The sequence below is a fragment of the Methylobacterium bullatum genome (assembly GCF_014845095.1).
Lineage (GTDB): Bacteria > Pseudomonadota > Alphaproteobacteria > Rhizobiales > Beijerinckiaceae > Methylobacterium > Methylobacterium bullatum.
This window is the reverse complement of record NZ_NKUG01000259.1, coordinates 1-3,305: the sequence shown is the minus strand read 5'-3', so window position 1 is coordinate 3,305 and position 3,305 is coordinate 1. Positions and strand designations below refer to the sequence as shown.

Sequence of the window (3,305 nt, the reverse complement as noted above, 5' to 3'; positions counted from 1 at the left end):
CCCTCCTCCCCCTTGGGGGGAGGAGCCGGAGGTGGGGGTGGTTGGGCGACCCTCAGCTTACGGAGGCACGCGGCACCACCCCCACTCCTGACCTCTCCCCACAAGGGGGAGAGGGATGCGCTCTGCCTGAAACGGCTGCTGTGTAAATCCGGGAGGCGTGGCGAGTGAGGGGATTCTCAACCGTGCCCGCTGGGACGGGCTCGCTTGGGACTTGGTGTGGTGCCCGTTCCGCGCAAGCAAAAGGGGCGGATTCCAAAGAACCCACCCCCCTTGTCTATCTCCGAAACCCTATTGTGGCGCGGGGGTCGGAGCCGGGTCGGCCGGCGCCGGGTCCGCGGGTACGGGATCCGCCGCGCTCGCCGTTTCGGTGGATTTGGCGAGTTCCGGATAGGCCTCGATCATCGATGCGCCGTTGAGGGGCTTGCTCTGGCCGTTGTGGCAGGTGGTGCAATTCACCTTCGGCACGTCGCCGAGCACGCCGAGGCGGGCGGTGGGGAAGGTGGAGGTCAGCGGCTCGAGGTAATTGCCGTTGATGTCCCGCACCATGCGGATGCCGTGCCAGGCGGTGGTGCGCTGGGGCGTGCTCTGCGACCAGTTCGAGATCGCCCGGGTGTTGTGGCAGAAGGTGCAGTTGACCCCGAGACCCTCCGACATGTGGATCATCAGGCCGTAGGTCTTCTCCGCATCCTGGATCGGCTTGCCCTTCGTGGTGGGAAGCGCCGTGGTGGCGTTCACCCGGATGGCGTTGTTGTCGATGGTCTTGTCGGCGAGGTATTCGGTCAGGGTGTCGTAGGGCAGCGAGGCGAGCCCCACCGAGGCCTTGGCCAGGTTCTGGCCGTTGTTCCGGGCTGTGAAGCCGCCGGGCCGGTTCGGGCCGGGATCGGTGAACCAGACATGGGCCGGCACCGGCTGGCCGCGATGGCAGGTGAAGCAGGTGACGCCCGTGCCCCCCACATGGTTGTCCTTCCAGCTCTCGTTGATGTGCTGGGTCATCTGCAGCATCCGGCGGGCGACCTTCTTCTGGTAGAGGCTGTCGTCGGCCATGTTCTCGGTGTTGTGGCAGTAGGTGCAGCCCTGTTCGGGGCTGACCCATTCGGTCATCGAGACCATCAGGCGGTTGAACTCGTTGACGCTGACGTTCTTGAGGACCTGGACGTTCTCGTAGGTGGCGCCGGCGAGTTCCTCGCCGGGCTCGGCCGGGTCGGCCGGCGCCGGGGCGACGTTGGCCGCCTTCGTCTCGGCCGCCCCGGCGCGGGTATGGATCTGGTCCATCGCCGTGCCGCGAAAGCCGCTCTGCTGGACCGCCAGGGGCGGCCGGTCCCAGTCGGTCAGGCCGAACATCGCGATGGTGAGGAAGAAGGCGATCGAGGCGCCGAGAACTGTGACGAACGTCTTCATGGGACCGCCCCCGGCATGCTCAAGGGATCGACGACCGGCGCATAGACCTGCGGATAGGACGGGGCGACGCCGTGCTTGACCGCCCAGAGGTACCAATTGTCGACCACCGTGCCGGTGAGCAGGATGCCGATGCCGCCGGTGAGGGTGGTCAGAACCGCGAACCACCAGGCCCAGCGGTGGATCGATTCCATCGTGGCGTTGAAGCCCATGGTCCAGCGCCAGAACAGGGCGGCGCGCTCGGTGGCGGTGCCGCGATCGACGATCTGGTCGATCTCGCGCTCACCGCCGAAGCGGCTCACCGCCAGGATGGTGGCGCCATGCATCGCGAAGAGCAGCGTCGACCCGTAGAGGAAGACGATCGAGAGCATGTGGAACGGGTTGTAGAAGAGGTTGCCGTAGCGGAGCGAGAAGGCGGCGGTCCAGTCGAGATGCGGGAAGATGCCGAAGGGCACCGCCTCGCTCCACGACCCCATCAGGACCGGCCGGATGAAGCCGAGGACCAGGAACAGCCAGATGGCGGAGGCGAAGGCCCAGGGCACATGGGTGCCGAGGCCGAGCGCCCGGGCGCGGCGATAGAGCCGGACCCACCACAGCAGGATCGAGGCGGTGAGGAAGAAGCCGGCGATCAGCCACCACCCGCCCTCCTGCAGCGGCGGCAGGATCTTGAGCCCGTATTGCGGTCGCGGCGGCTCCAGGGCGAGCCAGGGCAACTGGCGCACGAACTGGACCGGGTCCCAGTTCACGCTCGCCCACATGTTGAGGCCGACGATCTCGAAGGCGATGAGGAAGCACACGCCCGAGAGGGCGCCGAGATAGCCGATGTAGATCGGACCCACCTGGGCGTTGCCGAACAGGCCGAACAGGTAGCTGTGGAACGGCGTGCCCCAGCGCCGGTCGACATCGACGGGAACGCCGAGTTCCGGAATGGTGGAGCGGACTTGGACCTCGGTGAAGATGTTCTGATAATAGGCCATGGTCGTGCCCCCCTCTAGCGCCAGACCGGGAGATTGAGCCACCAGCCCCACCATTCCGGCCAGCCACGGGTCCAGAACGGGCCGCTGATGATGATGCAGACGGCGCTCCAGAAGCCCGCCGACAGGGCGAGGAACAGGCCGAGCCGGTGGATGCCGAGCGTGCCGATCGAGTAGCCGATCGTGTCGCGGAAGAAGGTGTCCTCGTGCTCGGGCGTCTTCACCACCTGGCCCTTGCCCGGATTGGTGGCCGAGAGGATCAGGGCGCCGTGCAGGGACAGGGCGAAGGTCGTCGTGAAGAAGAACGACACCGCCAGCATGTGCGCCGGATTGTAGTGGAAGTGCAGGTACTGGTAGCCGGTGTTCGAAACCCAATCGAGATGGGAGAGGATGCCGTAGGGAAAGCCGTGGCCCCAGGCGCCCATCAGGAACGGCCGGATCACCACCAGCGAGACATAGGCGAAGATCGCCACCGCGAAGGCGAAGGGCACGTGGTAGCCGATGCCGAGCTTGCGGCAGATCTCGACCTCGCGCAGGGCCCAGGAGACGAACGACCCGATGGCGCAGAAGGTGATGATCTGCCAGAGGCCGCCCTCCTTGAGGGGGGCGAGCGCCAGCCCGTATTTGAGGTCGGGCGGCGCGATGTTGATCTGCCAGATGTTCCAGGTCGGCCCGAGTGCGGCGCCGTAGACGATCAGCGCGGTGCCGAGCACCGAGAAGAACAGCGTCGTGACGCCGAAGAACCCGACATAGAACGGCCCGACCCAGAAATCGAACAGGTCTCCGCCGAGGAGCGTGCCGCCGCGGACGCGGTATTTTCGTTCGAAACTCAGCATCGCCATCGCGAATACCTCCCGGCTTCACAGGTCACGATTCTTGATGGATGGGCGCATCCGCTCTTATCGGCAGAGCGCGTCCCCCTCCCCCTTGTGGGGA

The 3,305-nt window shown here is 66.3% G+C and carries 3 protein-coding genes; all 3 read right to left on the bottom strand.

Annotation, left to right across the window (positions count from 1 at the left end; all coding sequences use genetic code 11):
- Positions 1–288 precede the first annotated feature (288 nt).
- From pufC to pufL, 3 genes are read right to left on the bottom strand one after another with little or no spacing between them, the layout of a single operon-like run.
- On the bottom strand, positions 289–1,398 hold the full coding sequence (pufC, locus tag MBTS_RS22820) for a photosynthetic reaction center cytochrome PufC (protein ID WP_056146870.1): 1,110 nt from the start codon (positions 1,396–1,398) through the stop codon (positions 289–291).
- Positions 1,395–2,372, bottom strand: coding sequence for a photosynthetic reaction center subunit M (gene pufM, locus MBTS_RS22815; RefSeq protein WP_018043295.1), 978 nt, complete (start codon positions 2,370–2,372; stop codon positions 1,395–1,397). Before pufM ends, pufC begins: the two co-directional genes overlap by 4 nt.
- Before the next feature lie 14 nt (positions 2,373–2,386).
- Complete coding sequence (gene pufL / locus MBTS_RS22810; RefSeq protein ID WP_056146872.1) at positions 2,387–3,211, bottom strand: photosynthetic reaction center subunit L; 825 nt, start codon at positions 3,209–3,211, stop codon at positions 2,387–2,389.
- Positions 3,212–3,305 lie beyond the last annotated feature (94 nt).

Excerpts from the sequence above, each read along its gene's own strand:
- pufC (WP_056146870.1), bottom strand. The coding sequence starts at position 1,398 with ATGAAGACGTTCGTCACAGTTCTCGGCGCCTCGATCGCCTTCTTCCTC.
- pufM (WP_018043295.1), bottom strand. The coding sequence starts at position 2,372 with ATGGCCTATTATCAGAACATCTTCACCGAGGTCCAAGTCCGCTCCACC.
- pufL (WP_056146872.1), bottom strand. The coding sequence starts at position 3,211 with ATGGCGATGCTGAGTTTCGAACGAAAATACCGCGTCCGCGGCGGCACG.